General features: G+C 64.5%; 28 protein-coding genes. 7 read left to right on the forward strand and 21 right to left on the reverse strand.

The genetic code is table 11. The features are described from left to right. Positions 1-77 precede the first annotated feature (77 nt). The 3 genes from BIGA_RS02655 to BIGA_RS02665 all read left to right on the forward strand — a co-directional run bounded on the left by BIGA_RS02655 (position 78) and on the right by BIGA_RS02665 (position 3,546). Entirely contained in the window at positions 78-1,262 is a 1,185-nt protein-coding gene (locus tag BIGA_RS02655) for a MalY/PatB family protein (protein ID WP_033506141.1), read from the forward strand. Between the two features lie 99 nt (positions 1,263-1,361). Then, positions 1,362-2,756: a branched-chain amino acid transport system II carrier protein gene (gene brnQ, locus BIGA_RS02660; protein ID WP_051917040.1), complete on the forward strand. Its 1,395-nt coding sequence runs from the start codon at positions 1,362-1,364 to the stop codon at positions 2,754-2,756. 145 nt (positions 2,757-2,901) lie between these two features. Continuing rightward, a complete protein-coding gene (locus BIGA_RS02665; protein ID WP_033506308.1) occupies positions 2,902-3,546 on the forward strand; it encodes a YitT family protein in 645 nt (214 codons plus the stop codon). Between the two features lie 38 nt (positions 3,547-3,584). Here BIGA_RS02665 and BIGA_RS02670 read toward each other — a convergent pair whose 3' ends face one another. From BIGA_RS02670 to BIGA_RS02695, 6 genes are all read right to left on the reverse strand, one after another. Further along, positions 3,585-4,232, reverse strand: coding sequence for an ABC transporter ATP-binding protein (locus tag BIGA_RS02670; RefSeq protein WP_033506137.1), 648 nt, complete (start codon positions 4,230-4,232; stop codon positions 3,585-3,587). A 51-nt stretch (positions 4,233-4,283) separates the two neighbouring features. Continuing rightward, positions 4,284-5,837, reverse strand: coding sequence for an FtsX-like permease family protein (locus tag BIGA_RS02675; RefSeq protein ID WP_033506135.1), 1,554 nt, complete (start codon positions 5,835-5,837; stop codon positions 4,284-4,286). 63 nt (positions 5,838-5,900) lie between these two features. Continuing rightward, on the reverse strand, positions 5,901-7,310 hold the full coding sequence (locus BIGA_RS02680; protein ID WP_033506133.1) for a sensor histidine kinase: 1,410 nt from the start codon (positions 7,308-7,310) through the stop codon (positions 5,901-5,903). Further along, the gene (locus BIGA_RS02685) at positions 7,303-8,073 is read right to left on the reverse strand and encodes a response regulator transcription factor (RefSeq protein WP_033506131.1); all 771 of its coding nucleotides are present in this window, start codon (positions 8,071-8,073) and stop codon (positions 7,303-7,305) included. Before BIGA_RS02685 ends, BIGA_RS02680 begins: the two co-directional genes overlap by 8 nt. A 191-nt stretch (positions 8,074-8,264) precedes the next feature. Beyond that, positions 8,265-8,684: a cupin domain-containing protein gene (locus BIGA_RS02690; RefSeq protein ID WP_033506306.1), complete on the reverse strand. Its 420-nt coding sequence runs from the start codon at positions 8,682-8,684 to the stop codon at positions 8,265-8,267. A 134-nt stretch (positions 8,685-8,818) separates the two neighbouring features. Further along, positions 8,819-9,517: an SDR family oxidoreductase gene (locus BIGA_RS02695; RefSeq protein ID WP_033506304.1), complete on the reverse strand. Its 699-nt coding sequence runs from the start codon at positions 9,515-9,517 to the stop codon at positions 8,819-8,821. Positions 9,518-9,712: 195 nt separating this feature from the next. Here BIGA_RS02695 and BIGA_RS02700 point away from each other — a divergent pair, with 195 nt between their 5' ends. Both BIGA_RS02700 and BIGA_RS02705 read left to right on the forward strand, forming a co-directional pair. Further along, complete coding sequence (locus BIGA_RS02700; RefSeq protein WP_081929371.1) at positions 9,713-10,621, forward strand: ABC transporter ATP-binding protein; 909 nt, start codon at positions 9,713-9,715, stop codon at positions 10,619-10,621. A gap of 1 nt (position 10,622) precedes the next feature. Next, a complete protein-coding gene (locus BIGA_RS02705; protein WP_033506129.1) occupies positions 10,623-11,408 on the forward strand; it encodes an ABC transporter permease in 786 nt (261 codons plus the stop codon). 178 nt (positions 11,409-11,586) lie between these two features. Here BIGA_RS02705 and BIGA_RS02710 read toward each other — a convergent pair whose 3' ends face one another. From BIGA_RS02710 to BIGA_RS02720, 3 genes are all read right to left on the reverse strand, one after another. After that, positions 11,587-12,876 carry a uracil-xanthine permease family protein gene (locus BIGA_RS02710; protein ID WP_033506125.1) on the reverse strand — a complete coding sequence of 430 codons (1,290 nt, stop codon included), beginning with the start codon at positions 12,874-12,876 and terminating at the stop codon, positions 11,587-11,589. A 271-nt stretch (positions 12,877-13,147) separates the two neighbouring features. Continuing rightward, positions 13,148-13,960, reverse strand: coding sequence for a histidine phosphatase family protein (locus BIGA_RS02715; RefSeq protein ID WP_033506123.1), 813 nt, complete (start codon positions 13,958-13,960; stop codon positions 13,148-13,150). 242 nt (positions 13,961-14,202) lie between these two features. Then, on the reverse strand, positions 14,203-14,979 hold the full coding sequence (locus BIGA_RS02720) for a helix-turn-helix domain-containing protein (RefSeq protein ID WP_237744034.1): 777 nt from the start codon (positions 14,977-14,979) through the stop codon (positions 14,203-14,205). Between the two features lie 171 nt (positions 14,980-15,150). On the opposite strand from BIGA_RS02720, the gene BIGA_RS10000 reads away from it, so the two are divergent. Beyond that, the gene (locus BIGA_RS10000) at positions 15,151-15,276 is read left to right on the forward strand and encodes a hypothetical protein (RefSeq protein ID WP_264463275.1); all 126 of its coding nucleotides are present in this window, start codon (positions 15,151-15,153) and stop codon (positions 15,274-15,276) included. 209 nt (positions 15,277-15,485) lie between these two features. On the opposite strand, the gene BIGA_RS02725 is transcribed toward BIGA_RS10000, so the two are convergent. The 6 genes from BIGA_RS02725 to BIGA_RS02750 all read right to left on the reverse strand — a co-directional run bounded on the left by BIGA_RS02725 (position 15,486) and on the right by BIGA_RS02750 (position 20,852). After that, the gene (locus BIGA_RS02725; RefSeq protein WP_033506121.1) at positions 15,486-15,941 is read right to left on the reverse strand and encodes an Hsp20/alpha crystallin family protein; all 456 of its coding nucleotides are present in this window, start codon (positions 15,939-15,941) and stop codon (positions 15,486-15,488) included. A gap of 272 nt (positions 15,942-16,213) precedes the next feature. Next, on the reverse strand, positions 16,214-17,284 hold the full coding sequence (locus BIGA_RS02730; RefSeq protein ID WP_033506117.1) for a YeiH family protein: 1,071 nt from the start codon (positions 17,282-17,284) through the stop codon (positions 16,214-16,216). Between the two features lie 113 nt (positions 17,285-17,397). Next, complete coding sequence (locus BIGA_RS02735; RefSeq protein WP_033506116.1) at positions 17,398-18,225, reverse strand: LysR family transcriptional regulator; 828 nt, start codon at positions 18,223-18,225, stop codon at positions 17,398-17,400. Positions 18,226-18,242: 17 nt separating this feature from the next. Further along, positions 18,243-19,208, reverse strand: a complete 966-nt coding sequence (locus BIGA_RS02740; protein WP_033506115.1) for an AEC family transporter — start codon at positions 19,206-19,208, stop codon at positions 18,243-18,245. A 7-nt stretch (positions 19,209-19,215) separates the two neighbouring features. Continuing rightward, a complete protein-coding gene (locus tag BIGA_RS02745; RefSeq protein WP_033506298.1) occupies positions 19,216-19,992 on the reverse strand; it encodes an alpha/beta fold hydrolase in 777 nt (258 codons plus the stop codon). 203 nt (positions 19,993-20,195) lie between these two features. After that, positions 20,196-20,852 (reverse strand): haloacid dehalogenase-like hydrolase, encoded by a 657-nt coding sequence (locus BIGA_RS02750; RefSeq protein ID WP_033506112.1) that lies wholly within the window; start codon positions 20,850-20,852, stop codon positions 20,196-20,198. 143 nt (positions 20,853-20,995) lie between these two features. Here BIGA_RS02750 and BIGA_RS02755 point away from each other — a divergent pair, with 143 nt between their 5' ends. Continuing rightward, positions 20,996-21,430, forward strand: coding sequence for an HI0074 family nucleotidyltransferase substrate-binding subunit (locus tag BIGA_RS02755; protein WP_033506111.1), 435 nt, complete (start codon positions 20,996-20,998; stop codon positions 21,428-21,430). A gap of 67 nt (positions 21,431-21,497) precedes the next feature. Here BIGA_RS02755 and BIGA_RS09460 read toward each other — a convergent pair whose 3' ends face one another. The 6 genes from BIGA_RS09460 to BIGA_RS02780 all read right to left on the reverse strand — a co-directional run bounded on the left by BIGA_RS09460 (position 21,498) and on the right by BIGA_RS02780 (position 26,081). Further along, positions 21,498-21,977: a hypothetical protein gene (locus BIGA_RS09460; RefSeq protein WP_152595960.1), complete on the reverse strand. Its 480-nt coding sequence runs from the start codon at positions 21,975-21,977 to the stop codon at positions 21,498-21,500. Positions 21,978-21,988: 11 nt separating this feature from the next. Continuing rightward, the gene (locus tag BIGA_RS09465) at positions 21,989-22,321 is read right to left on the reverse strand and encodes a type II toxin-antitoxin system HicB family antitoxin (RefSeq protein ID WP_152595959.1); all 333 of its coding nucleotides are present in this window, start codon (positions 22,319-22,321) and stop codon (positions 21,989-21,991) included. Next, complete coding sequence (locus BIGA_RS02765) at positions 22,318-22,551, reverse strand: type II toxin-antitoxin system HicA family toxin (protein WP_033506109.1); 234 nt, start codon at positions 22,549-22,551, stop codon at positions 22,318-22,320. Before BIGA_RS02765 ends, BIGA_RS09465 begins: the two co-directional genes overlap by 4 nt. A gap of 227 nt (positions 22,552-22,778) precedes the next feature. Continuing rightward, positions 22,779-23,873 (reverse strand): redox-regulated ATPase YchF, encoded by a 1,095-nt coding sequence (ychF, locus tag BIGA_RS02770; protein WP_033506108.1) that lies wholly within the window; start codon positions 23,871-23,873, stop codon positions 22,779-22,781. A 16-nt stretch (positions 23,874-23,889) separates the two neighbouring features. Then, positions 23,890-24,678 carry a pyrroline-5-carboxylate reductase gene (proC, locus tag BIGA_RS02775; protein ID WP_033506107.1) on the reverse strand — a complete coding sequence of 263 codons (789 nt, stop codon included), beginning with the start codon at positions 24,676-24,678 and terminating at the stop codon, positions 23,890-23,892. Between the two features lie 56 nt (positions 24,679-24,734). Continuing rightward, positions 24,735-26,081, reverse strand: a complete 1,347-nt coding sequence (locus BIGA_RS02780) for an alpha/beta fold hydrolase (RefSeq protein ID WP_033506105.1) — start codon at positions 26,079-26,081, stop codon at positions 24,735-24,737. Between the last annotated feature and the right edge of the window lie 100 nt (positions 26,082-26,181).

The following is a 26,181-nucleotide window of genomic DNA, read 5'->3' on the forward strand; positions in this document are numbered from 1 at the left end:
GACGCATCCGCCTTGCCGCCGCGCACCGGTATGAGGCAATATGGCAGGGACGCTTGCCCCAGCTGACAGGAGAACCGATGACCTACGATTTCGATGCGATGACCGACCGTTCCGGCACCTACTCGCTCAAATGGGAGGAGGCCGGCGACGCGCTGCCGATGTGGGTGGCCGACATGGATTTCACGACCGCTCCCCCGATCCGTGAGGCGATGCGCCGCAGGCTCGACCACGGCGTCTTCGGATACTCGATCGTGCCCGACGAGTGGGCGGACGCGTATATCGGCTGGTGGCGAGACCGCCACGGCGTGACCTTCGAACGCGAGTCGCTGATCTTCTGCACCGGCGTGATCCCCGCAATCTCCAGCATGGTGCGCAAGCTGACCACGCCGGCCGAGAACGTGGTCATCCAGACGCCGGTGTACAACATCTTCTTCAACTCGATCCTCAACAATGGCCGCAATGTGCTTGAGTCGCCGCTGACCTACGACGCGGCGGCCGGACGGTACGCCATCGACTGGGAGGATCTGGAACGCAAGCTGGCCGACCCGCAGACCACGCTGATGATCCTGTGCAACCCCCACAATCCCTCCGGGCAGATCTGGGACCGCGAAACCCTGACACGCCTCGGCGAACTGTGCTGGGAGCATCATGTGACGGTGATCAGCGACGAGATCCACTGCGATCTGACCGATCCGGGGTTCGGGTACGTGCCGTTCTCCTCGGTGAGCGAGCACTGCCGCATGAACTCGGTGACGTGCATCGCGCCGACCAAGACGTTCAATCTGGCCGGGCTGCAGACCGCCGCCGTGATGGTGCCCGACCCCGTGCTCCGGCATAAGGTGTGGCGCGGGCTGAACACCGACGAGGTGGCCGAGCCGAACGCGTTCGCGATCACGGCGGCGGTGGCGGCGTTCATCGAGGGCGGCCCCTGGCTCGACGAGCTGCGCGCCTACCTGGCGGGGAACAAGCGCGCGGTACGCGCCGCCGTCGATGAGTACAACGCATCGGTCGATACCGCCCGCCGCGTCACCCTGGTCGAGGGCGACGCCACGTACCTGCTGTGGCTCGACTGCTCGGCGCTGACCGACGACACGGAACGCCTGTGCGATCACCTGCTCGCCGAACAGCGGCTCATGCTCTCCCCCGGCGCCCAGTTCCGCGGCAACGGACGGTATTTCGTCCGCATCAACGCGGCGACGCAGCGCGAACGCGTGGACGAGGGCATGCGACGGCTGACGGCCGGCCTGCGTTCGTTCCGCTGACGGCGCGCCGAATCCGTGACGACATCGTCCGGCGCTCCCCGATGCAGGGCGCGCCGGACGATTCCACTATTTGGACGAGAGGGCACTACGGTAGTGTCCATGAGAGAAGACAGCGAAGAGCCATTGGCGGCCAACACCACGCGGGAACGTCTGGATATCCGCAGCCGCGTCCTGATCACGTTCACCTTCTTTTCCATGTTCTTCGGCGCGGCGAACCTGATCTTCCCGCCGTTCCTCGGGGCGCAGGCCGGATCGGCCACGCCGCTGGCCGCCGTCGGGTTCATCATCTCCGCCGTCGGCCTGCCGGTACTCGGCGTGCTGGCCGTATCCTCAGCCGGCGGTTTCGAATATCTGGCCGACCGCGTCTCCCCCAGGTTCGCCATCGTGCTGGCGCTGGCCATCATCCTGACCATCGGCCCCTGCTTCGCCATCCCCCGCACCGCCACCACCTCGTTCGAGATGATGGTGGTTCCCTTCACGACCGGCATCCCCACCTGGATCACTCAGCTCATCTATTCGGCGGTGTTCTTCATCCTCTCGTTCCTCCTCGCGCAGCGTCCGGAGATCCTCTCGAAAACCCTGGGACGGTTCATGGGGCCGCTGCTGCTCGTGATGATCGCCGTGCTGTTCGTGGCCTGCCTGATCATCCCGCACGACGCCTTCCCCGCACCGAGCGGCGACTACGCACAGCTGCAGCTGTCCCGCGGGTTCCTGGACGGCTACCAGACCATGGACCTGCTGGCGGCGCTGTACTTCGGCATCGTCATCTCCGCCAACGTCAGGCAGATGGGCATCACCAGCGTCTCCCAGAACCGCCGCGAAACCGGCTACGCGGGACTTGGCACCGGTATCCTGCTCGTGGCGATCTACGGCGCGCTCGCCTTCATCGGCATGGTCTCCGGCTCGATCACCCCGGTCGACCCGGCCACCGACACCGGCGCCACCGTGCTGACGAATCTCTCGCACTCCGCGTTCGGGCCGGTGGGCACCGCGTTCCTCGGCGTCATCTTCGTCGTCGCCTGCTTCAACGTCTGCACCGGGCTGATCTCCACCTGCGGCACGTTCTTCCACAGCCACTTCCCCACGGTGGCGGGCCGTCCGGTGTCCTACCGCGTCTGGAGCGCCATCTTCGCGGCGTTCAGCTTCCTGGTCTCCAACGCGGGCCTCAACACCATCATCAAGGTGTCGGTGCCGGTGCTGTCCGCGCTGTACCCCATCGCCATCGTGCTGGTGGTACTCTCGCTGGTCCACGGCGTCTTCTCCTCCAGGTTCCCGCGCGTCTACTTCTGGGCCGTACTGCTGGCCGGCATCGTCAGCATCGTCAACTGCTGCGCCGAACTTATCGCACTGCTCGGCGTATCGTTCGGCTGGTTGGACGCGCTGGTCGGCGCCATCCCGTTCAACGACCTGCAGATCGGATGGCTGATCCCCGCGTTCATCGGCGTAGTCGTCGGCGTCGCCGACAGTCTGGCGCGCGACCGGCGACGGGCCTAGCCCGTCGTCCGCCCGCGACGTTCGCAGACGGACGTGCTACACTGCTGTGTCGGCCGGCATGACCGATCCGGCCGACTAGCATTATTACCTTTGATTCGCATCTGCAAGGGACGTGATATCCATGCCATGGGCCAAGGTCCACGACATGTTGCGGAAAATCCCCGAAACGCTGACGTTCAGGCGCATTCTGCTCATCATGTTGGGTACCGCCATCGCCACGTTCGGACTGCATAACATCCACCAGCGCGTTGACATCACCGAGGGCGGCGTGCTCGGCATGCTGCTCCTGCTCGACCACTGGTTCGGCATCCCGCCGTCCATCGCCACGCCGGTGCTGGACGTCACCTGCTACCTGCTGGCCTGGCGGTTCCTCGGCAGCAGGTTCATCCTGCTGTCGATCGTATCGACCACATCGATGTCGCTGTTCTTCGGCCTGTGGGACCTGTTCCCGCCGATGCTGCCCGACCTGTCCGGCATGCCGCTGTTGGCGGCGTTGCTGGGCGGCGTGTTCGTCGGCATCGGCGTCGGACTGGTGGTGCGCCAGGGCGGCTCCAGCGGCGGCGACGACGCGCTGGCGCTCGTCATCTCGCATGTGACGCACTGGCGGCTCGCACGCGCCTACCTGTTCACCGACCTGACCGTGCTGGGATTGTCGCTGACCTATATCCCGGTGCAGCGCATCGCCTTCTCGCTGGTCACGGTGTTCGTCTCCTCGTTCCTCATCGACATCGTCAAGGACGGCGTGCCGGACGCGATGCGTTCGTTGCTGCCCAAGCGCCGCAACGGCTGACCGCCGCCCGTGACGCGAAGACCCCGGATGCGGGCATATCAGCGGATCCGCTTGAGATGCCCGCGGTTCAGCCGCATCACCGCATCCGCGTGGGCGGCGAATCGTTCGGAGTGGGTCACGGCGATCACGCACATGCCGTGCTCATGGGCGTTCTCAGCCAGCAACGCGGCGATGGCTTCGGCGTTGTCGGCGTCGAGGCTGCCGGTCGGTTCATCCGCCAGCAGCACCTTGGTGCCGGCCGCCAGCGCCCGTGCGATGGCGACGCGCTGACGTTGCCCGCCCGACAGCTGCGTCACGCCGCGCCGCATATCCTCGGCGTCGAGTCCCACCGTGTCGAGCAGCTCACGGGCGCGGGTGCGGTCGGCGACCAGCGCAACGTTCTCGATGGCGTTCAGGTAGTCGATGAGGTTGAACTCCTGGAAGACGAACGAGACGTGGCGACGGCGGTGCACGGCAAGCCCGCCCGCGGCCAGCGGCCGGCCGTCGTAGACGACGTGCCCCGCGTCGGGCAGATCGAGGCCGCCGAGCAGCGCGAGCAGCGTGCTTTTGCCGACACCGGACGGGCCGACCACGGCGGTCATGACCCCGGGCTCGAATCCGGCGCTGACGTTGCGCAGCACGGTGCGCGTGCGGCCATGACCGTCCTCATAGGCATAGGTGACGTTGTCGAGTGCGATGATCGCCATTGGTGAGCTCCTTTCGCATACGGATTGCTTGTGGCTGGGATCGGGTCAGGGTCACGACATGGCGGCGAGGATGTCCTTGGGACGGCGGCGCATCAGCACCATGCCCGACAGGCCGACCGACACGGCGACCAGCGCCAGGCCGAGCCCGTACAGGCCGGCGATGGTCCAGCCATCGATGACGACGTGGATGCTGCCCATGTCGGCGTTCGGCGTGAAGCTGGGCGACATCATGTCGCTGTTGGCCACGGTCATGCCATCCTTCGAGGTGAGGCCGCCGCCCGTGCCGGCCGAGCCGCCTCCCGTGCCGGCACGTGACATGCCGAGCAACCCGTCTCCGACGAATTGCCCGATCATCGCGCCGATCGGCACGCTCAACGCGAACGCGACGACGGCCACGAGCGCCGCCTCGACCAGATACTGCGAGAGGATCGCCCAGCGGCCGAAGCCGAGCGAGAGCAGCACGCCGCTCTCGTGCATGCGCTCCTTGACGCGCGAGGCGAGCACCAGGCACAGGATCACCATGCCGGCCGCCAATGCGAGCACGACGAGCGCGAGCACCAGCGCATCGAGGTTGCGCAGCGGTTCGGATACGGCATCGGCGTCCGCCGTGTCCTGGCTGACCACATACTGGCCGCCCGACAGCTCGTCGAGCGCCTGCACGCGGGCGGCGATGTCGGCCGTGCGCTCGGGATCGGTCACGTAGAAGCTCACCTTGTCGAATCCTTCCTCGGCGGTGCCTTCGCGTGAGTGGTCGACCACGTCCATGGTGGTGAACATCGCGTTGGTCATCGACCAGTTGCTGGTCAGCGCGCTGGATTTCGCGGTCTGGTCGAACAGGCCGACGATGCGTACGGGCGTGCGCGTCTGCTCGACGCTGGTGCCGCTCATCTGCGCGTGGACGGTGGCACGCCGCAGCACGATCGTGTCGCCGATCCGCAAACCGTTGCGTTCGGCGAGCTGCGAGCCGATCAGCACGTCGCCGACCACGCCGTCGTCCGTCCCGACACCCGTCCCGCCGTCCGCATCGTCATCCGATCCGTCCCGGTCAGTCCTCGTACGCGCGGCCGGGTCGATCACCGGTTCCCCGTGGGCGAGCACGAGATATCCCTTGGCGAAGTTCGCGTCGAACCGCGAGTCGGTGCCACCGATGACGGTTACCGTGTCGCCGAAGTCGTCGGTCGAGAACGCCTGTTCGCTGGCCGGGTCGGTGCCCGAGCCGTCGTCGATGAGCTCCAGTGTCCGGCCATCCGTGGTCTCCGGCACCAGCACCTGCTCGGTCGTCGCGTCGCAGCCGCGGATGCCCTGGACCTGCGCCATCACCCTGCCGCACAGTTCGGCGGTGATCGGCTTGCCCGCGAACACCTGCTGATAGCCCATGCCCTCGATTTGCCTGTTGGTCCAGTTCTCGGGGTTCGACTCGTCCTGTTCGATGGTGAACACCCCGCCGAGCGCCTGCCGTATCGCCTGCTGCGCATCCGCCGCCGCGTCACGCACCGCCAATCCGGTCAGCGTCGTCGTGGCGACGACGAGCAGGATGAGCAGCAGGCTGATGGTCCTGCCGCGTTTGCGCCATATATACCGCAACGCCAACGTGATGCTCCGCATGCCGTGTTCCGCCTTTCCTTCCGTGATTGATGGCGGCGGTGAGCGCGGCTCCGGGCGATTCGTTCAGTCGGCGATGGCACCGCCGCCGACCGGAGCCGCGCTCCCCGCCAACGACGATTCAACAGGATGACGGTGTGGGTTCGGTATCGTTCCGGTTTGGTGTCGGTTTGGTTCGCCGGCGTCCCCATCCGCGTCGGGCGCGGTTCCGCCCGGCCCGTCGCCTCGTTCCCGCACGATCGCCGCCGGCACGACCACCCTGTACCGGAAGATTCCATCCGTCATATCGATCGACGGTGTGCAGCCCTGGGACCGGAATATCGTGTGCGCGATATGGATGCCGAGTCCCGTGCCTCCGGTGGCCGAGCTGCGCGAGACGTCCGGCCGGAAGAACGGCTCCCCCAGACGCGCCAGATCGGCTTCGGGCAGCTGCTCCGCCCGGTTGCGGACCGTCACCGTCAGGGCGCCGGGCACCGTCTCGCAGCGGCCCGGCGCCGGAACCGTCCCTGTTTCGATGCGGACGGCACTCCCCGGTGCCGCATAGGCCACGGCGTTGCCGATCACCGCGTCGAAGGCCTTGTCCAGCAGGCCCGGCACGGCATGCAGCGCCGTCCCGCCGTCCACGTTGCACTCCACCGTCACGCCCCTGCGGTGCGCCAACGCATCATGTCCCTCGACTGCGTCCCCGATCAGATCGCGCAGGCGCAGCCAACACCGTTCCCCGAGTTCGGCGGCATCCATGCGCGACACTGCCAGCGTCTGTCCGACGATGCGCTGCATCCGCTCCACGGTGCGCAAGGCGCGCGGCAGCACCGCATCCCGGTCCGCATAGTCGCCCAGGTTCATCATCATGCCCTCGACCTGCGCATGCAGCACGGCGACCGGGGTTTTCAACTCATGCGAGGCCGCCATGAAGAAATCACGACGTTCGCGTTCCATCGCACGCATCACCCGCGTCTCGCGGGCCAGTTCGTCATTGGCGGACGCGAGCCGCCCGTTGAGCTCGGCCAGCCGACGGTTGGCCTGCTGCATCGGGCGGATGATCAGCCGGCTGCACAGCCACGCCACCACCGCGGACAGCGCCACGATGACGCCGATCATCGGCAACAGCAGCGTGACGAACGTATCCTCGATGGCGGCGCGCTGGGCATCGACCGTAATCGACACCGCGGCACCGGTGCCGGGCGGGTCGCCGCCCGCTTCGGCGAACGTCCATGTCGAGACGCCATCCCCCTGCATGACGTCGGCCGCACCCGCCTCGCGCGCGGCCACCACGGAGTCGAAGCCGTACGGGAACGCCCATGACACGATGCCGTAGACCAGCACACCGCACAGGCTGAACGCGGCCAGCAGCCCCACGAACAGCCTCACCGACAGGCGGCCGGCCGCACGTCGCACCCAGCCGACGAACCGCGCCGGGGCATGTGCGGCCGGCCGATTCCGATTGCCCGGCTCGACTTTCCCAAGCTCAGCCATGGCGCGTCCCCGCCCGGTATCCCACGCCGCGCACTGTGTCCACGCTATCCGCTCCGAGTTTGCGGCGCAGGTTCATCACATGGATGTTGATGGCCTTGTTCCCGCAATCGTCGGCGTACCCCCACACCTGCCGGGCCAGCGCATCGCGGGTGAAGACACGGCGCGGATGCTCGGCGAGCAACCGTATGATGTCGAATTCGGTGCGCGTCAGCGCCACGACATCGCCGCGGAGCAGCACCTCGTGCGCCTCCGTGTCCACGATGATGTCGCCGAATCCCAGCAGCCCCCTGGCGGCAGTCCCGGGGCCGCACTCCGCTGCGGATGCGGCTATCGGAGCCCCGCCCGCCGGTCCGCCCGCAGTCGTCGGCTCGATGGCGTGCGAGGCGGCTGCATCCGACCGCGTCGCGCAACGGCGCAGCACCGCACGCACGCGTTCGCGCATCACGCTCAACGAATACGGTTTGGTCACGTAATCGTCGGCGAGCAGGGAGAACCCCTGCAACTGATGTCCCTCATCGTCGAGCGCGGTGGTCACGATGATCGGCACGTCGCTGCCGCGCCGGATCGCCTTGCAGACGGCGAACCCGTCCAGTTTCGGCAGCAGGATATCGACGACCACCAGATCCACACGTCCCTCACGGAAGCGGCGCAGCCCCTGTTCCCCGTCGATGGCCGTCAGCACGTCGTGGCCGTCATGCACGAACAGCTGTTCCAACGCGTGCAGCAGCTCCGCCTCGTCCTCGATGATCAGCAATCTTGCCATCGGCACCGTCCTTGCATCCCGCGGCGGCCCCATCCGCCGCCGAACAGCCTATGGTACAGGACGATGGTTTGGTTTTGGTTTGCACCGGGGATGCGGATGGTGAATCGCCCGGGAAACCAACGGTCCGTGCCCGCGGCGCCACCGCGAAGCACGGACCGTTATCGACACAGCGTCCGGCCGTCCCAAGCCGTTCACTTGGAGGACTGGGCCGCCTCGGCATCGAGCGCGTAGTACGTCTCGTCGTCCACCGGCTCCAGCCACTCGTTGCTCACGTCGGCGCCCGGAATCATGATCGCCAGATGCGCGAACGAGGCGTGCGGCGTGGCGCCGTGCCAGTGCTTGGTCTCGGCGGGCACGTACACCACGTCGCCCGGCTGCATCGTGACCACCGGCTTGCCCCACTCCTGGTAGTAGCCGACGCCGCCCACGGCGATCAGGATCTGCGGGGAATTATGGTGGATATGCCAGTTGTTGCGGCACCCCGGCTCGAACGTGACGTTCGACAGCGAGATCTCCTTGTTCAGCAATGGCGCCAGATAGCTCTGGCCGATGAAATACCGCGCGTAGGCGTCGTTCGGTTCGCCCATCGGGAACAGGCTGGGATTGTTCATGGTGTTGTCCTTCCTGATCGGCCCCGTCGAATCCGTCGGCACGGAGCGGGGCCACACGGTTCCATTCCTTCCCGCATGCCCTTCGGATCGCTAATGCCGCATCAACATGGTCGTTATGCCTATTACGCATACGATCACACGTAGTTGCGTTCGATCAGGATGTCGGAGACAGTCAGGTTCGCGTCGTTGACCAGGTTGAACAGGATGACATTGGCGCAGTCGGCCGGGCTCATGAACGTGTGCTGCTTCTCCTCGGAGACGTAGTCGTGGCTGTCGCGGTAGAACTCGGTGTCGATGCCGCCCGGGCACACGCCCACGATCTTGACACTGGTGCCCTTGTAGGCGGCCTTGAGGCTTTCGGTGTAGCCGCGCTCGCCCCACTTGGTGGCGCAGTACACGGATTCGTTGGCGTTGCCGCGCGTGGCGGCGGTGCTCATGACGTTGGCGATCTTCAGGTCGCGCTCGCCATCCGCCTTCAGCGTTTCGACGCTGAACAGGATCATCCCCTTCAATCCCTTCAGGCACTTGTCCACGTCGGCGGCCGTGTACGCGGTCGGCACCTTGAACGACGGCTGGCCTGCGTTGTTGATCAGCAGGTCGATGTGCCCGATCGACGCGGCCTCGGCCACCGCCGCCCTGACGAACGCCTCGTCCGAGATGTCACCGGTCAACGCCCGATAGCGGTCGGAGCCGAACGCCTCGGCGAGCTCCTGCTGTTTGGCGGCATTGAAATCCACGCCGCACACGAACCATCCCCGTTCGATCAGTTGCCGCGTGAGCTCATACCCCAGTCCCAACGCGCTGCCCGTCACGATTGCGATCCGCTTGTCCATCACGACCTCCCTGTCTTGCCGGAACCAATCGCCCTTCACTGTATCGAACCGGTACGACTCCGGCATCGCTTCCGTGCCGGCTGCGAACATGTGCCTGCCCGCCGCACCGCACCGCCCGCTGACGCACCGCACGCACCGCACCGGCAACACACATCCCATTACCCCATCCGAACCGACCCCGCCTACACTGGCGACATGACAGCCTTATTACGCGCCGAACACCTGTTCTGCACCCTGCCGTCGTCCGACGGCGAACGCGTGTTGTTCCGCGACCTGTCGCTGCAGGTCGAATCCGGCGAGATCGTCGATCTGACCGGTCCTTCGGGTTCCGGCAAGTCCAGTCTGCTGACCGCGCTGGCGCAGCTCAATCCGCACGCATCCGGCGATCTGACCTTGCGTGGGCGGCCCGCATCCGCCTTCACCCCGCAGCAGTGGCGCACCCAGGTCACCTACCTGCCGCAGCAGGCCATCCTGACCGGCGGCACCGTGGCCGAGGCGATCCGTCTGCCGTTCACGCTGGCCGTTCGTGCCGGCGGCTCGAACGGCACGGAGGGTGCGGAGGACGCATATGACGGCGGCCGGAGACGGTTCCTGTCATTGCTCCGAGGTGCCGACCGCCACACAGCCGATCGTTTGGACGACGCGGCGATCAGCCGGATGCTGGATGCGCTGGGCTGCGGCGACATCGAGCTGGACCGGCCGCCGCACGACCTGTCGGGCGGCCAGGCGGCGCGCGTCGCGCTGGCGCGTACGCTGCTGACCCGGCCGAAGCTGCTGCTGGCCGACGAGGTCGACGCCGGATTGGATGACGACAACGCGGCCAAGGTCGCCGCGATCATGACGCGGGCGGCGCGCGAGGGTATGGCAGTCATCCGCATACGGCACCGGCCACCGGACGGAGCGTCCTCACGCACGCTGGTGTTGAGCGACGGTCGGCTGCATGGCAACGACGCAACCCATGATTCAGGCAGCACCGATATGCAGGCCGCCGCACATGCCGATGGTTCACGGTCCGGTCGAACGCAAGGTGACGAAACGCACCCTGACGGCGTGCACCCCGATGGTTCACGGGCCGGTACTGCGCGGCCGGAAGAGGAGGCGTGACATGAACGGAGGAACCTACTACCCCATCGACGTCTGGGGACTGCTGGCGGCCATGCTGATGGTGGTGGCGGCCGCCGCGGTGTCGTGGCGGATGCGGCTGGGCATCGGACGGACGCTGCTGTGGTCGGCCTGCCGCGCGTTGCTGCAGCTGTGCGCGATGGGACTGATCATCGGGTTCGTGATCCGTGCCGACAATCCCTGGCTGGTGGCACTGCTGATCGTGGTCATGCTGGGGGCCGGCGTGCAGATCACGCTGTCCCGGGCCAAGGGCGTGCCGCGGGGCATGGCCGGCCCGGTGCTGCTGGCGTTGGTCATCACGATGCTGCTGATGCTGACGTTGGTGGCCGAACTGATCGTGCGTCCGACGCCGTGGTACTCCCCGCAGCTGGTGGTGCCGCTGACCGGCATGCTGCTGGGGAACTCGGTGTCCGCGCTGGCGGTGGGGTTGACGCGGTTCTTCGAAAGCATGCGGGAGCGGCGTGACGAGGTCCAGATGATGCTGGCGTTGGGCGCCACGACGTGGGAGGCGGCCCGCCCGTCGATCGTCTCCTCGTTGAGACTCGGCCTGCTGCCCACAACGGCCTCCTTGGCGTCGAGCGGCATCGTGACGATCCCCGGCATGATGGCGGGACAGGTCATCGCCGGCGGGGACCCGTTCGATGCGGCGAAGTACCAGTTCGTGATCCTGGCCGCGATCTCGGCGCTGACCCTGCTGGCGGACACAATCATCATGCTGCTGGTGTACCGGCGTTGCTTCACCGACAAGGACCAATACCTCATAGCATAGTAGCCGATGCCTGACGGCGTGCACCTCGGTCGGCGCGAGAGGTGTCGGCGAAGTCGATCACGGGCCATGCGTCTTCTCCCCATCGCAGGGAGAAGGCGGACATGGCGGATATGAATGTGGGGCGGCTTGTTCAGGCCGCCCCACGGGAGTCAGTCATCCGTGTTCGGATGGACCGTCATCACTTGATGTCCGGATCGTCCTTCTCGATGGTGCCGGTGACCTTGCCGATGGCCTTGAGGCCGTGGTAGGCGACGAGCACGGCGATGGTGCCGATGGCGATGCCGTTGAACTGCACGCCCTGGATGGCGAACGTGAAGTCGGCGATGCCGATGATCATGACGATGGCGGCGGTCATGACGTTGAGCGACTTGTCGAAGTTGACGTGGTTGTCAACCCAGATGCGCACGCCCATCATGCCGATCATGCCGTACAGCAGCGTGGTCACGCCGCCGAGCACGCCGGCGGGGATCGTGTTGATGATCGCGCCGAACTTCGGGCACAGGCTCAGCAGCAGCGCGAAGCCGGAGGCGAACCAGTAGGCGGCGGTGGAGTAGACCTTGGTGGAGGCCATCACGCCGATGTTCTCGCCGTAGGTGGTGGTGCCGGAGCCGCCGCCGAAACCGGCGATGGCGGTGCCCAGACCGTCGGCGAACAGGGCGGTGCCCATCTTGTCGTCATAGTCGCGGCCGGTCATCTGCGCCACGGACTTGACGTGGCCGACGTTCTCGGCGATGAGCACGAGCACCACCGGGATGAACATCGGCAGGATGGAGAAGTCGACCTGCGGCAGGTGGAACTTCGGCAGACCGATCCACGCGGCCTCGTTCACGGCGGAGAAGTCGACCTGGCCGCGGAAGCAGGCGTAGATGTAGCCGACGATGACGCCGAGCAGGATGTTCAGACGGCCGAGCAGGCCCTTGAACAGCACGGAGATGACCAGCACGGCCACCAGGGTGACCAGCGCGGTGTCCGGGGCCACCTGGAAGTTGTTCCACACGCTCGGGGCCAGGTTGAAGCCGATGATGGCCACGATGGCGCCGTTGACGACCGGCGGCATGACCACGTCGATCCACTTGGAGCCGGCGAAGTGCACGAGCAGGCCGATCAGGGCCAGCAGCAGACCGGTGACCATGATGCCGAAGCTGGCGACGGCCAGGCCCTTGTTCGCCGTGGTGACGGCGGTGATCGGGGCGATGAAGCCGAAGGACGAGCCCAGGTAGCTCGGCAGGACGTTCTTGTTGATCAGCAGGAACAGGGCGGTCGACATGGCCGTGAAGAACAGCGTGGTCGACGGATCGAAGCCGGTGAGGATCGGCACGAGGAAGGTCGCGCCGAACATGGCCACCACATGCTGGGCGCCGATACCTGCGGTACGGCCCCAGGTCAGACGCTCGTCGGGTTCGACGACCTCGCCCGGATGCAGCGTCTTGCCATCGCCATGGATGGCCCAGCTGAACAGATTCTTCATCTGTTTATCTCCTTTGAACTCTCTCAGCGCGGCACACTCCGTCCGCGCGCCGCAGAATAGTATAGCGACACGCCTAGTCCATCGCCGCCCAAGCCCTTGTGCCGCAGCAACACCAGGCTGCTGCGCCAAAAGGACCGGATAACGATGAAGAACTGCGCCAAAAGCCGCAGCAGCACCAAAGCACTGGCACAAAAGGGCCATATCAGACCGGCCAACTGGACCAAAAGCCGCAGCGCGATGGTACAACTGCGACTATTGGACCAGATCCGGCTCACAGGTGGGGATCGACCGAATGCACCACATCAACCAGATCGCCGTTGGACAACGTGGGCTTGGTGAATTCGCGCCACGGCTCGACCCGCACCTCCCAGCGGCCGGTCTCCTCGTCGAGCACGGGACGCGCGGTCCGCTCCCATCGGACGCGCTGCGAGGTACGGCCGGTATGCGGGTCACGGCGCGAGTAGTGCAGGCAGGTGCAGTTGGTGATCTGCCAATCGGGGCTGTCCGCGCGACGCAGGAACTCCTCGTCCGAGATGTCCTCCAGCGTGAGCATCAGCGCCAGCATGAAATCGCCGTGGGTCACCGCCACCACCGATTCCGACTCGGCCCTGCGGTTCAGCGAGGTCAGCAGGTTATGGACGCGGTCCTCGGCCACATCCGCGATCGACTCGCCCGCCGGCGGACGCCAGTACAGCGGGTCGGTGCGCTTGAACATCCAGTTGCGCGAATAGTTCGTGCGGAACTCCTCCTGGGTGATGGTGTTGATCTCGCCCCATGAACGCTCGCGCAGCACGCGGCTCTCCTCCCAACGCGCCTTGGGCAACGCCATCGTGGCCGCCGTCTCCCGTGTGCGCACATACGGCGACACCAGGTACCGATCGAACAACTCCTGCTGGGAGACCAGCCAGCGTCCGATGCAATCGGCCTGCTTGCGCCCGATCGCGGTCAGACGCCACGAGCGGTCCGGCACGGTGACGTTATCCTGCGTGTACAGGGAGTTATCGCCCTGCTCCCCCGCCTGCACGATGACGTTCGCCTCGGACTGGCCGTGGCGGATGACATACAGGTCCAACGGCATGCCCATGGTCGCTCCTCCTGAACTCGTCGATTGCCGTACCGATATCGATCGAGTCCGCACCGGACGTGCGGACCCGTTCCGATTCCACCGTAGCCGAACAACGGCGCGACCGGGCACGTTTTTGCGATGGGCCTGTACAGAATTCACCGGAGGCACATGCCGCGTTCACCTTCGGCACCGCGACCGCGCCGACGACCATGGCCGGATCGCACGCCCGAATGCCTGATGGCGCCGAACCCGGGAGACGACTATTCCGGCCAGATGCCGGTCTGGGCATTGGCGTTGCGGTATTCGCGCGGCGTCACGCCCATATGGTCCTTGAATACCTTGCCGAAATGACTGGGCGAACGGTATGCCAGGATCTGCGCGATCTCCCCGACCGAATACTGCGAATACCTGAGCATGTTGCGCGCCGCCTCCATGCGTTGATCGGCGATGTAGCGGGAGATGGTGGTTCCGATCTCCCTGGCGAACAGTTCCGACAGGTATGTGGGATTGAGGTGGACGTGGTTCGCGAGCATCGGCACCGTGATGCGCTCGTGCAGGTGGTAGCGGATGTAGTCCATGCATTCGACGACCGCGGTGGAATGCACCTCGCCGCGCTGCATGTCGGCCATGGCCCAGGTGAAGAAGGTCATCATATCGGCATGCAGCCGGCGCACCTCATCGGTGGTGGTGCAGCGGTCGACGTCCTGGATGTAAAGGTCGGAAGCGTTGTAGGCGTCCTCCTCGTCCATGCCGCCCTCGATGGCGAACCGCGTGGCCAGCGTGATCGAGGTGACGAACAGGTATTTCGCGTTGCGCAGCGGGTCGTCGCAGACATGGCCGTACAAGCCGGATGTCCACAGCCGCGCGCTCTCGCCGATGGCGGAGAGGTCGCCGTTCTTCATCAGCTCGTACTGCTTCATCTCCTCCACGTACCGGTGGTGCCGTACGCGGTCCTCCCGGCTCAGGAAGTCGAGATAGCGCAGTTTGGCCTCGCTGACCACGGGTTCCGTCATCGCATCCGCTCCGTTCTTCACCATTTCTTTATCTCTATTTCAAGAATACCCGATATTTTTGATAGTTTTCTGGAAATCTCAGCAGGAAACCGGCGGCTCGGAGGACGTAAGCTGTGCTTGCCACAACAGAAGATCGAATATCACCAACCCGGCACCCGCAGACCAAGACGGGCGCCACAACGAAAGGAAACAACCATGATGAACCAGCAGATGATGGATCAGGCCCTGCGTTCCCCGCTCGCCGCCACCGACCCTTCGCTCGGCCACTACGCGCTCTCCCAGACCGTGTGGAACGGCATCAAGCGCATGCTCAACAAGTAAAAGGCCGAGTCAACCAGACTTACCCACAAGCGGGGCCCTGTTCCGGAATGCATCGGAGCAGGGCCCCGCTCTTGATTTCTCGCACGTCCGTCCACGGCACGCACGCGGGAACGGAACAGGATGAGGCCAGTGGGCATCCGTCTGCGATTCGGATGCCCACCGGCCTCACCGGTTCATTACGATGCGTCGGCGTTCAGCCGAGCCGCCAATCAGCCCTCGATGGCGATGGTGTGCTTCTGCTCGACCTGCTGCCGGGCCTCCGGCTTCGGCAGCTCCAGGCACAGCGTGCCGTCCTTGTAGCTGGCGTGGATGTCGGTATCCTTGACGTTCTCGCCCACGTAGAAGCTGCGCGAGCAGGAGCCGACGTAACGCTCGCGGCGCAGCCAGCGGCCGTTGTCGTTCTTCTCGTCGTGGTGCGTATCACGATGGGCGCTGACGGTCAGATAGCCGTTCTTCAGCTCCACCGCGATATCCTCCTTCTTGAAACCGGGCATATCGATGTCGACGGCGTAGCCCTTGTCGGTCTCGCGCACATCAGTGTTCATCATGCTGCCGGACACCACGGTGCCCGGGGTGTCGGAGACGCGGCGCAGTCCGGTGAAGAACGGATCGTCGAACAAATCGCCGAACAGGGAATCATGCATCAGGGAAGGGAACATAGCCATAATCACATACTCCTTCAACGTGGGAGAGGACCGTCCGCCGCAGACGATGGCCGCTGCGGCCGGCCCCCGAGCCCTTCCGGGCTCGTATCCTTGACCATTCACTCCGTTCAACCGCCTTGGAGGGCGGGGCTTCCATCGTTTTACCGTGAGCGAACGCATCGGCGACAGCCCTCGATTCCGCCCCTCATATAACGGACAGGGGCCTTCCGACGAATCGGAAGGCCCCTGCGGGAACGGATCCGCGCCGCCGGATTCGGCGGACGGCACCCGAATCAGAAGAACAGCTTGGCGACCAGCACCGCGAACGCCACCAGCAGCACCGAGGCGATGAAGCTGGCGAGCACGGCCTTGGCGCCCTTGGAAGCGATGGCCTTGAAGTTCACATTGATGCCGAGCGCGGCCATGGCCATGCCGAGCACGATGTAGGCCACGTCCACCAGCTGGGCGGAGATGGCGGTCAAGAACGGCACATAGGTGCCCAGCACCGACGCGGCGATGAAGCCGAGCATGAACCACGGGAAGGCGACCTTGCGCTTGCCTTCGTGCTTGACCGTGGAATGCGTGCGGTCCCACCAGATGGCGATGATGATGGCCGCGAAGACGAGCATGAGCACACGGCTCAGCTTCATGATGGTGGCCATGTTCAGGGCCTCCTCGCCGAAGGCGCCGCCGACGGCGACCGCGTGGGCGATCTCGTGCAGGCTGGCGCCGGCGGCCACGCCCTGCTGGGCGGGGGTCAGGCCGAGCGCCGGGAACAGCGCGATCTCGATCAGCGCGAAGATCGTGCCCATGATGGCCACGGTGGCCACGGCCATCACCTCGTTGTCGGCCTTCTCCTCCTCGTCCTCCTCCGGAACGGTGATGGAGCCCGACAGTCCCATGACGGCGGCAGCGCCGCAGATGCCGGTGCCGCCCGCGGTCAGGATGGCGAGCATCGGGCTGACCTTGAGTGCACGGGCGATCAGATAGGTCACGACGATGACCAGCGTGACGATGACCGCCGCGATCGGCAGGCACTTGATGCCCTGCGTGAACAGCACCTGCAGGTTGAGCTTGAAGCCAAGCAGGATGATGCCCAGGCGCAGCAGCTTGTTGGAGATCAGACCGGCGGCGTCCTTGACGCCCGCCTTGCGGGAGTCGTTGGAGCCGACGTAGAGGGAACGGATCGGGAATTGGATGACCATGCCGATGAGCAGGGCGATGATCAGCGGACCGAGCAGCGAGAAGCCGTCGAACTGCTTGAGGAACGTGCCGATGAAGGAGGCGATCAGCGTCAGGACGGCGATGAACAACATATCGGTGGTCGCGATGCGCTTCCACCACTTGGTGCAGAACTCTCTCATACCTCCATTGAACAACGAGGCCCAACATCGGTCAAATAGAACATATCGATGAATATCATCACGTATTTCGATGCGAATGCGTCCCGCCGGGCCATTAACGCCGAACCGACTTCTCAGCGCAGCCTGACGTCGCGCAACGCCGTGATGATGCCATCGGCCAGCGCACGCTGGTCGCGGGTCAGGCCGGACCGCGGGATCAGCGCGTAGAACCGACGCACGAACTCCGGTCCCAAATCATGCACCGGCACCCCACCGGGGCACGCGGCGCGCGATACGATCGAACAGCCCACGCCCGCCGCCAGCGCGGCGACGATGGAGGCGTTGCTCGCCACCTCGATGGCGTGCGTCGGCACGATACCCTCCGTCTTGAAATACAGCTCGGTGTAGTAGCGCACACCGGATCCATGCTCGCGCACCAGCCATACGCCCGAGGGGTCTCCGGCCAGCACCAGCTCGTCCTCGCACAGGGTGACGCGTTCGACCGATTCGCTGATGATCGGCTTCTCGACCACGCCCAGATGGGCCTCCTTCAGCCCCACCCGTTCCAGGATGCCATCCGAGTTCGAAGCCGCCACGGCGATCTCGAATCGGTCCAATTCACCGAGCGTCGCGCGCAGCGCCGCGGGGATCAGCACCGCGGCGGCGGTATGGGAGACCAACATCGAGAACGGCTCGCGGTTCGCCCGTGTACGGGCGATCTCCTCGCGGGCGTCACGCCACACGCCGCCGATCTGTGTGGCCGCGCGGTACAGCAGTGTGCCGGCTTCGGTGGGGGTCACGTCGCTCTTGGCGTGCCGCACGAACAACGGGGCGCCCACCATCGCCTCCAGCGAGGCGATGCGCGAGGACACCGTGGACTGCGAGACCTTGAGCTCGTCGGCCGCAATGGTGAACTGCCCGGTCTCATAGACGGCGATCAGCGTCTCCAACAGCGCGAACATACCACCAGTATCCCGCATCAGAACACCACATAGGACACGCCGGTCAGCGTCAGCAGGCTGGCCACCGTGGTCACCAGCACCAGACCGACCGCGTATTCGGGCATGTTACGCTCCCGCTCGGCGAACATGACCAACGCCGCCATCGTCGGCATCGCGCACACCACGGTGACGGCGTGCACCATATCCGCGTTCGCCACGCCCAGACCCAACATCGGCGGCACGAAGGTGAGCAGCGCGAACAGGGCGATCGGGATGATCAGCATCTTGACCACGATGCCCACATACACCTCGGGCTGCCTGAGCGTGGTCTTCCAATCACGCAACGCGAACAGGCCGCCGATGTACATCAGCGACAACGGCGTGGAGATCGAGCCGACCGTGTGCAGCGGCGTGTTGATATCCTCGGGGATCGGAATGCCGATCAGGATGACCAGCAACGACACGATCACGGACACCAGTCCGGGGCTCAGCAACCCGCGCAGCTGCTGCGCCAACGATGCGGCGGGCCGTTCGCGGCGGGTCTGTTCGGAGCGGGTGAGCCAGACGCCGTACGTCCACATCAGGAACTGGTCGAGCAGCGCCATCAGGGAGTAGAACAACGCGCCACGCTCCGGGAACAGGGCGATGAGCAACGGCAGTCCGATGAACCCGACGTTGCCGAAGATGAACGCCGCCTGAAACATGTGACCGCGGTCCACCGGCAGGCGCATGACCTTGGCGATTAGCCAGGTGGACGAGATGAGCAGCACGTACATGACGGCCTGGAACACCAGGATGATGCCGGATTCGAACAGGTCGGCGCGCGTGGCGCCCGCCGTGGCGTTGGAGAACACCATCAGCGGTATGCCCACCTTGAGGATCAGCTGGCAGATGCCATCCAGCGCCTTCTCGCCGTAGATCCTGCACCTGACGCAGATGTACCCGATGACCAGCATGATCGCGAACCCGATCAGCTGGTCCAACACCACCGTGAACTGTTCCATCCCTCTCCTAACGAATCGGCAGCTGTCCGGCCCAATCGCGCAGCAATGCGCCGACCTGCTCGGGCCGGTCCACGTAGACATTGTGTCCCGCGTTCTCGATCACCGCATACCGCGCGTTCGGATAGTGGGGCAGGATCTCCTCCTGATCCTCATAGCCGACGATCTGATCCTGCCGTCCGCAGATGATGGCGGTCGGCCCCTCGGACATACCGAACGCACGTTCCGGGTCCTCAGCCAGCCAATAGCGCGCCTCCAGCCTGGCGTACGCGGCGCGGTCGAAGGCGCGGATGCCCGGCAGCACATACATCTGATACCGCCGCCATGCCTCGAACGACTGGTTGACGCCCATGCGGATGAAGTCCAGCACCTGGTCGAGCGGCAGTTTGTGCATCAGGTCCGGGTTCGGCTCGCTCACCACATGCTCGGCGACGCGACGATGCGCAATCACCGGATCGATGACCGGCGCGATCAGGGCGACGCCCGCCACACGACGCGGCTTGCGTGCGATCACGGCCCGAGCCAGCACCCCGCCCATCGAGTTGCCGACCACGGCGAACGGCGCACGAGGCCCGAGGATGTCGTCGATCGCGCCGCAGAACCAGTCCACGTATTCGGGCAAACCGCCGGGGCCGTCCAGCGCCGGGGTGCGGCCGTACCCGGGCAGATCGAGGTAGATGCGCTGCGTCCGCTCCGGGAAATACCGGTCCAGCATCATCAGCGACCGATGGTCGACGCCCATGCCGTGCGCGAAGACGATCGGGAAGCCCTCCCCCTGCGTGACCATATACGCCTGCGGTTCCAACGTCTCTCCTTCATCGCTCGCGGTAGGACGGCACTCCTCCATCACCCGGTTCCCGGCCGTCGACTCTGCAGCGCGGCACGTTCGCGCCGGTCGCCGCAGACCAATGCTACGGAGCGCGATAGACCGCCGTCATGCGGTGTTCGTCAGATGGAATCCCGCGGCTCCGATCTCAAGGGGCAGCGTCGTCACTTGATGCGGATGAGTCTGTTGCCTTTGACCAAATAGGCGGTGCGGGCCAGGTCGATCATGGACTGGTCGTGGTAGCTGTCGGTGTAGAACTCGTCGATGACGGCGTCGGGGCCGTAGATTTCACGGAAGCGCTTGGCCTTGTTCGTGCGGAAGTTCAGGTGGGAGATCTCCAGCGTCTCCGGGTCGATGGTGGAGGCGATGAGGTGTCGGATGCCCAGACGACGGCAGGCCTCCCCCACCGTCAGGTCGAACGACGCAGTGACGATGACGTCGTCCGGCTGGGGTTGGTACCAGGCTTTGATCTTATGGAACTTGCGGTTCCAGAAAGCCTCCGACAGCGCGTTCAGTCCCGCGTGGGAGGCCGCGACGGGATCGCCGCCGCGCTTCGACGGAACCGTTGGCGACGGGTTGGATCCGCACAGCCTGGCCACGCGCTTCGATGCGTCGATATCCTGCAGATACCGGTGGATGACGCGCCCCAGCTTGCGTTCCATCGTCTGTAGTTCGGCGTGGCCGGTCTTGTACCGGATGCCGCATTGGGCCACCGGTGCGATGTATTTCAACACGCGCGGCTCGTAACGGACGCTGAACAGATACAGGTCGAACAGGCTCTCGCCCTTGTAGATCGTCCCATCGAAGTCGAAGACCCTCATCGTCTCTCCACAACCTCACCCGATATGCGGCATGCGCCGTTGCTCCTCATGGTTCCACTGTAACCGCTCGACTCCGGCAGCGCCAGACGCCGTTGCATATTCTGTAGGTTTCGGGACACAGACGGGGCACGGAGTGGTGTCGTATGAGAAAGTTTGAGAATTATTCCTCGGCCCTGCGCTCCCTGCGGCAAGATCCCGCGCAGGATTTGTCGAACGAATTCATCCAGAGCGGCATCATCGACAAGTTCGAACTTCAGTTCGAACTCGGCTGGAAGTTGCTGAAGGCACTGCTGCTCTATGAGGGCGATCCAGTGGCGGCTTCGGGATCGCCCCGAGACACGCTCAAGACCGCGTATCAATATTACGATTTCACGGACGAAGCATTATGGCTCCGTATGCTGCGCGACCGCAACGATTCCGCCCATGTCTATGACGGCGAGAAAGCCCGGCTGTTGGTCGATACCATCATCCACGACTACCTTCCCGAATTCGATCGTTTGGAACAAGGGCTCGTGTGCAGATATGGGAAACTGTTGGGTGGCGACGATAAGGCCATGGCCGATGGGCAGAAAGCATAGCACTGAAAGACTTAAGAAAAAGAGTTAAGGTTCACGATTCAAGCAGAATCATGAACCTTGTTGTTGTTCATCCGAGAACCGGCTGCGTTTGAGGAATCGGAATGCAGAATCTCAACTCTGCAGCATGTTCTTCATCAGAATCTATAGTCGCTTTCCATACATAATTGCCCGGCGACAACGGCAGTCCACTCGCGAAGTCAAGAACGTTAAGCGCATGCCCACCGATAAAGTTCTTTTGGTCCAAGGTCAAACCCTGAACGGTCTCAACAGTAAGTACGCTTGCTACACGAATCTTCTGCGGTACAGGTCCAAGAAGTTCCACCACATGACCGTATTGATCACGGAGAGAAAGTTCCAAGGTCAATTCACATGGGCACAAATCGCCAGGAACACACACTTCGGTGAATACCGAAAATCTTACAGTCAATCCTGTTTGGGCGATCGGTAGGATATATCCGCCCATTCCCACAGCATTCCCTTTATTACTTTCCGGGGTAATATTGGCGAAATCCGCGATAGAAATCTTAACTGCCGACCGCTCTGACATACTACTCATGATCAAGCCACCAACCTTGCTTCCGAATATTTTGATGAAGAGATGGACTGATATGAGCCTTGGCTCTGATTAGATAATCCGTTTTTGACATTGGACGGAAAAATATAAATCTTGTGGTTGCCATCCATCAACACAGCACCGTCTTCTGTGTACTCTTCAAGCACACGAGGAAGTCCATCGTCAAAATAAAAGTCCACGCCGCTCCTGACATTTTTACGCACTTCACCGAAAGTGTTTCCAGCCGCATAAAAACCAGGCATGTTGTCGGATTCAGCCCACCAGATACCGTCTTCGTGATGGTAGACAATCTTTACGCTGTCAACATTTCGATTCATCCGAGCATCTCCTGAATCTCTTGTTCGGTCAATCCCACATCTTTCATGAGTATCTTCCTTACCAACCCTGGAGGAATGGTCTGGCCGTCATGAAAAGCAAAGGTAAGCGGTTGCCTGCCGTCGGCCTTCAAACGTCTATGGGAGCCTGCCCGTCGATCCTCCTCGTAGCCAAGCTTTTGGAGGATTCGCAGCAAGTCGGAAGACTTCATCGAAGGATAGTTCAACCCCATGCAACTTCATCTTCCTTGTCCGAACCCAATGTCGTCATTCAACATTTATGGTAGAACTAGATAACCCATTTGTCCACACGTACCTGCGAAATGTCTTCACTCCGGTACAACGTCGTGTGCGCCGTATCGTAATAGAGGTTCGCACTACCTCGAGTTTTCAAATCCAAGGCCAAGGAAAAAGCCACTTCCGGATTCGAAGCCCGAGGTAGTGCGAACCTCTTCCGCACTCACTTACTGACGTTGAACTTGAACTCCACGATGTCGCCGTCGCGCATGACGTAGTCCTTGCCCTCCAGGCGCATCTTGCCCTCCTCCTTGACCTTGGTGTAGGAGCCGTCCGCCGCCACGAAGTCGTCGTAGGAGATGACCTCGGCCTTGATGAAGCCCTTCTCGAAGTCGGTGTGGATCACGCCTGCGGCCTGCGGGGCGGTCCAGCCCTTGTGGATCTGCCAGGCGCGCACCTCCTTCTCGCCGGCGGTCAGGAAGGTCTGCAGGCCCAGGATGTCGAAGCCGACACGGGCCAGCTGGTCCAGGCCGGATTCCTTGAGCCCGGCGTCTTCAAGCATCTCGCGGGCGTCCGCCTCGTCCAGCTCGGTCAGTTCGGCCTCGAACTGCGCGTTGAGGAAGATCGACTTGGCCGGCGCCACGGAGGCGGCCAGTTTGGCCTTGAACTCCTCGTTGCCCAGCTCGTTGTCGTCCACGTTGAACACGTAGATGAACGGCTTGGCGGTCATCAGGTGCAGCTCGGCGATGTCGGCCTTGTCGATCCTGCCGTCCGCGGCCGCATGGTCGATGGTCTCGCCGGCCTCCAGGATCTCCTTGGCCTGCTTGACGGCCGCCACGTACTCCGGGCTGACCTTCTTGCCGCGCAGGTCCTTCTCCAGCTTCGGCAGCGCGTTCTCGATGGTCTGCATGTCGGCCAGGATGAGCTCGGTGTTGATCGTGTCGATGTCGTCCGCCGGGTCCACGCGGCCGTTGACGTGCACGATGTCGTCGTCCTCGAACGCGCGCACGACCTCGCAGATCGCGTCGGCCTCGCGGATGTTGGCCAGGAACTGGTTGCCCAGGCCCTCGCCCTCGGACGCGCCCTTGACGATGCCGGCGATGTCCACGAACGTGACGGTGGCCGGCACGATCTTCTCGGTGTGCACGAGCTTGGCGAGCACCGGCAGACGGTCGTCCGGCAGCGGCACGATGCCGGTGTTCGGCTCGATGGTGGCGAACGGATAGTTCTCCGCCAGCACGTTGTTGCGGGTCAATGCGTTGAACAGTGTGGACTTGCCCACGTTCGGCAAGCCGACGATTCCAATGGTAAGAGACATGCCCTCCAGCCTACCTTCAGCCCTGCACGGCCTCGATGGCGCCGATGGCGGCCCCGCGGAACCCCGCGTGTTCGAGCGCGACCACGCCCTTGATGGTGGCGCCGCCCGGCGAGCACACGCCGTCCTTCAGCGCGGACGGGGTCATGCCCTCCTCGATGATCTGCGCGCCGGTGCCCTCCACCATCTTGGCGGCGAGCCGGTAGGCCGTGTCGCGCCTGAGCCCGTATTTCACGCCGGCGTCGGCCAGGGCCTCGACGTAGACGGCGGTGAACGCGGGTGCGCAGCTGCTGACGATGCCCGCAACCGACATGTGTGCGGTGTCGACGGTTTCCAGCAACGCGATCGGCTCGAACAGGGAGCGGACCAGCGCCATCTGCTCGTATTCCAGCGTGTGCGATTGTTCGACGACGAGCACGCCGCTGCCCACGCCGATCGGCAGGTTCGGCACGACCGACAGGTGGCTGGTGCCGGGGATGATGGCCTCCAGCTGGTCGTTCCACATGCCCCAGGCGATGGACAGGACGATCTTGCCGTCCAGGGCGTCCGCCAGCGGGGTCATGACCTCGCCGACCAGGTTCGGTTTGACGGCGATCACGACGACATCCGACTCGGCGACGGTCTCCTCCGCGCTGGCGGCGGCGCGCGCGCCGAGCTGCGTGGTGTCGCGCATGAGACGGTCGCGGTCGATGTCGTAGGCCACGATGTTGCCGGCCCCGACCACGCCGCCGTTCACGAGGCCTCGGGCCACGCCCTGCCCCATATTGCCGTATCCGATGAATCCGACGGTCACATCCTGCAAAGGCATCCTCTATATCCTTTCTCTTCACGTCCCGCCTCGCCGCGGAGGCAAGGCGCGCCGGTTCAGAACAGTTCCTCCAAGTCGCCGCGGTTCAGCGCCTCCTCATACAGGTGGCGGAACACCACGGACCCGTGCAGCCCATCGTGTTCGAACTCGTTGGTGACCCAGTACCGCGAGCGCCCGACCCGGCTCAGCGTATCCAGCTGGAGCCCCGAGTCCACGTACATGTCGTCGAAGTACACGGCCGCCTGCAGCGGCACCTCGTTGCGGGCCAGCCGGTCGGCGTCGTAGATGCGTCCGAAGCGCGTGTCCTCCATCAGCACGTCCATCGCGGCCCGGAACGGACGCAGCGCGGCCTGCTGTTCGTACATCCACGGGAACATCGCCTCGCCGGTGAACAGCATCGGCCGCCGGTCCCCCGCGAATTCGGGATGCCGGTCGCGCACGCGCTGCGCGGCCCAGCGGATCGGCTCGTCCAGCTCGCCGTTGGCGTAGATGAACTCCTGCAACGGCCAGTACAGCGGCCTCGATCCGGTGGCGGCCATCACCTTGCCCAGGAAATCGTCGCTCAACGGCGAGTCGGCGGACACGGACCCGTCACCGTCCAGGAACGCGTCGTCCATGATCCAGTGCACCCGTTCGAAGCTCGGCTTCATGCCGAAGTCGGAGCCCAGGGTCTGGAATCGTTCCACGGTAAGCCGGTCGCCGTTCGGCAGGCGCACATCCTGCGCCGCCAGCCGGTCGGCCACGGCGGCCACGCGCTCCACGTCCTGCGGGTAGCGGTCATAGTACTGGCGCGTCTTCACGGCCATGCGCGGGAAGGTGTGCTCGTAGACCTCCGTGGCGTCGGCGGGCACATGCGGGATGCCGCCGGTGGTGAAGCTGGCGATCACGCCCTCCGGGAACAGCGATAGATAGGTCAAGGTCAGGAATCCGCCGTAGCTCTGGCCCAGCGTGACCCACCGCGCGCCGGCGAATTCGGTGCGGCGCAGGTGTTCGAAATCGCGGATGATCGAATCGGCCAGGAACCGCTTGAGATACGCGGCCTGCGCCTCGGGGCCGCCCGGGGCCAGCCGCGCCATCGTATGCGTTTCGATGCGATTGGAGCGCCCGGTGCCACGCTGGTCGGGCAACACCACCCGGAAGTGCTTGATCGCCTCCGCGATCCACCCATCGCTGGTGGGGTTGAGCAGGCGCGGGCCGGGGCCGCCGGGGCCGCCCTGCAGGAACACGAGCAGCGGCAGGTCGTCGTGTACGTGTTCGGGCGCGGTGACCACGCGGTAGAACAGGCTGATCGACTCGCCGTCGAACCCTTCGCCGGGCGTATGGCCGGCCCAGTCGAGCGGCACGCGGATCGACCGGTCCTCGATATGCAGTCCGGGCACGTAGTACTGCGTCAGCAACGTCATCGGTTCCGATTCTCCCTTTCTTCACGGTTCGGGCGGTTCCTTGGGCGGTTCCATGATATCCGAGACGCGCGAGCCGCACGGTCGCCGTGAGCGTATGCGG

This window comes from Bifidobacterium pullorum subsp. gallinarum (assembly GCF_000741215.1).
In the GTDB taxonomy this organism is placed as follows: domain Bacteria; phylum Actinomycetota; class Actinomycetes; order Actinomycetales; family Bifidobacteriaceae; genus Bifidobacterium; species Bifidobacterium pullorum_B.

Bases quoted from the DNA above. Each gene is read 5' to 3' on its own strand.
- BIGA_RS02655 (WP_033506141.1), top strand. From the start codon at position 78: ATGACCTACGATTTCGATGCGATGACCGACCGTTCCGGCACCTACTCG.
- brnQ (WP_051917040.1), top strand. From the start codon at position 1,362: ATGAGAGAAGACAGCGAAGAGCCATTGGCGGCCAACACCACGCGGGAA.
- BIGA_RS02665 (WP_033506308.1), top strand. From the start codon at position 2,902: ATGTTGCGGAAAATCCCCGAAACGCTGACGTTCAGGCGCATTCTGCTC.
- BIGA_RS02670 (WP_033506137.1), bottom strand. From the start codon at position 4,232: ATGGCGATCATCGCACTCGACAACGTCACCTATGCCTATGAGGACGGT.
- BIGA_RS02675 (WP_033506135.1), bottom strand. From the start codon at position 5,837: ATGCGGAGCATCACGTTGGCGTTGCGGTATATATGGCGCAAACGCGGC.
- BIGA_RS02680 (WP_033506133.1), bottom strand. From the start codon at position 7,310: ATGGCTGAGCTTGGGAAAGTCGAGCCGGGCAATCGGAATCGGCCGGCC.
- BIGA_RS02685 (WP_033506131.1), bottom strand. From the start codon at position 8,073: ATGGCAAGATTGCTGATCATCGAGGACGAGGCGGAGCTGCTGCACGCG.
- BIGA_RS02690 (WP_033506306.1), bottom strand. From the start codon at position 8,684: ATGAACAATCCCAGCCTGTTCCCGATGGGCGAACCGAACGACGCCTAC.
- BIGA_RS02695 (WP_033506304.1), bottom strand. From the start codon at position 9,517: ATGGACAAGCGGATCGCAATCGTGACGGGCAGCGCGTTGGGACTGGGG.
- BIGA_RS02700 (WP_081929371.1), top strand. From the start codon at position 9,713: ATGACAGCCTTATTACGCGCCGAACACCTGTTCTGCACCCTGCCGTCG.
- BIGA_RS02705 (WP_033506129.1), top strand. From the start codon at position 10,623: ATGAACGGAGGAACCTACTACCCCATCGACGTCTGGGGACTGCTGGCG.
- BIGA_RS02710 (WP_033506125.1), bottom strand. From the start codon at position 12,876: ATGAAGAATCTGTTCAGCTGGGCCATCCATGGCGATGGCAAGACGCTG.
- BIGA_RS02715 (WP_033506123.1), bottom strand. From the start codon at position 13,960: ATGGGCATGCCGTTGGACCTGTATGTCATCCGCCACGGCCAGTCCGAG.
- BIGA_RS02720 (WP_237744034.1), bottom strand. From the start codon at position 14,979: ATGGTGAAGAACGGAGCGGATGCGATGACGGAACCCGTGGTCAGCGAG.
- BIGA_RS10000 (WP_264463275.1), top strand. From the start codon at position 15,151: ATGATGAACCAGCAGATGATGGATCAGGCCCTGCGTTCCCCGCTCGCC.
- BIGA_RS02725 (WP_033506121.1), bottom strand. From the start codon at position 15,941: ATGGCTATGTTCCCTTCCCTGATGCATGATTCCCTGTTCGGCGATTTG.
- BIGA_RS02730 (WP_033506117.1), bottom strand. From the start codon at position 17,284: ATGAGAGAGTTCTGCACCAAGTGGTGGAAGCGCATCGCGACCACCGAT.
- BIGA_RS02735 (WP_033506116.1), bottom strand. From the start codon at position 18,225: ATGTTCGCGCTGTTGGAGACGCTGATCGCCGTCTATGAGACCGGGCAG.
- BIGA_RS02740 (WP_033506115.1), bottom strand. From the start codon at position 19,208: ATGGAACAGTTCACGGTGGTGTTGGACCAGCTGATCGGGTTCGCGATC.
- BIGA_RS02745 (WP_033506298.1), bottom strand. From the start codon at position 19,992: ATGGTCACGCAGGGGGAGGGCTTCCCGATCGTCTTCGCGCACGGCATG.
- BIGA_RS02750 (WP_033506112.1), bottom strand. From the start codon at position 20,852: ATGAGGGTCTTCGACTTCGATGGGACGATCTACAAGGGCGAGAGCCTG.
- BIGA_RS02755 (WP_033506111.1), top strand. From the start codon at position 20,996: ATGAGAAAGTTTGAGAATTATTCCTCGGCCCTGCGCTCCCTGCGGCAA.
- BIGA_RS09460 (WP_152595960.1), bottom strand. From the start codon at position 21,977: ATGTCAGAGCGGTCGGCAGTTAAGATTTCTATCGCGGATTTCGCCAAT.
- BIGA_RS09465 (WP_152595959.1), bottom strand. From the start codon at position 22,321: ATGAATCGAAATGTTGACAGCGTAAAGATTGTCTACCATCACGAAGAC.
- BIGA_RS02765 (WP_033506109.1), bottom strand. From the start codon at position 22,551: ATGGGGTTGAACTATCCTTCGATGAAGTCTTCCGACTTGCTGCGAATC.
- ychF (WP_033506108.1), bottom strand. From the start codon at position 23,873: ATGTCTCTTACCATTGGAATCGTCGGCTTGCCGAACGTGGGCAAGTCC.
- proC (WP_033506107.1), bottom strand. From the start codon at position 24,678: ATGCCTTTGCAGGATGTGACCGTCGGATTCATCGGATACGGCAATATG.
- BIGA_RS02780 (WP_033506105.1), bottom strand. From the start codon at position 26,081: ATGACGTTGCTGACGCAGTACTACGTGCCCGGACTGCATATCGAGGAC.